Raw genomic sequence first — 1,026 nt, forward strand, 5'->3', positions numbered from 1 at the left:
AGCGAGCCTGAGCTTTTCCCGTACGAGTTTCGTGGTAGCCGTGTGCAGATGAAGTTACTGGTTGAGTTATTCCATAACTCAAAGAATGACAAAAAAGCGGCTCGCGTGATCACTCTAGGGAATGGTTATGTACCAGGTAAGCCGGGTGTAAAACACACTTTTGATGCAGCGATTGTTGACCGTTTTACTCAAAACTACCCAGTTGCGTTCGATTACAGCATCTATCAAGCTGGTGGCACGCCTGTATTTAGTGAGGATTACTCACCGCAAAACGAAGCCAATGATGTTTCAGTATCGACAACCACGGTTGCACCGTCTATCGGCTTAACCGCAACTGCAACACCGGGCTCGGCACCAAGTTTTTCTGGCTCGTTGACGACCGATCTCGGTGTGGCTTATACCTCTCGTTACTCAAGTAAGGATTACGTCACCGCAGCCAAGCCAAAAGCTTCCATGGAACGCGGTATGGGCGTTAAGTGGACCACCCCTCTTAGCCAAATTTACACCAACGACTACCAGTATTACGGTAAATGGGCGGGTGTTTACCACTACACAGGTTGTTCAAACGAAAACCTATTACCAGAAGAGAACTTGCCGCGTTTGATCTACGGTTTCAAACCGAAATTCCAATACGTGTTCACACCAGAATTTGAGCGCGGAGAAGAGCCCAAAACGGAGATGATTGCACGAGCGGGCATGAAAGAAGTTGACGAAGGTTTCTCTCGCAATGCGTGTAACTGGTACGATCAAGGCACAACGAGCCATTACACTGAGGCGCAAATTCGCTTCACGATTGATTGGGATAAGCTCACCGTTATCACTCAATAAACGTTTCACTTATCAGACCTAAGGTTTGTGGATTGTAATGCGGCTCCAGTAGCCGCATTTTTTGTGTTCAAACTCTGACCGAAAACGTATTAAGCCTTTAAGCCCAGCATCGCGCCGAAAATGACCAAACCCGCCCCACATGCTTGATTGAGTCGATGCTTAATCTTCAACAAGAAGGCTTGTAATTGGGGTGACGTG

General features: G+C 47.5%; 1 protein-coding gene and 1 pseudogene. One reads left to right on the forward strand and one right to left on the reverse strand.

Annotation, left to right across the window (positions count from 1 at the left end; all coding sequences use genetic code 11):
* On the forward strand, positions 1 to 828 hold an 828-nt coding region (locus R7190_RS25910), incomplete at its 5' end, for a hemolysin (protein ID WP_318137685.1).
* An 89-nt stretch (positions 829 to 917) separates the two neighbouring features.
* On the opposite strand, the pseudogene R7190_RS25915 reads toward R7190_RS25910, so the two are convergent.
* Positions 918 to 1,026: pseudogene (locus R7190_RS25915) on the reverse strand (LysE family translocator); the annotation flags it as partial.

This window comes from Vibrio sp. 1078-1 (genome assembly GCF_033340475.1).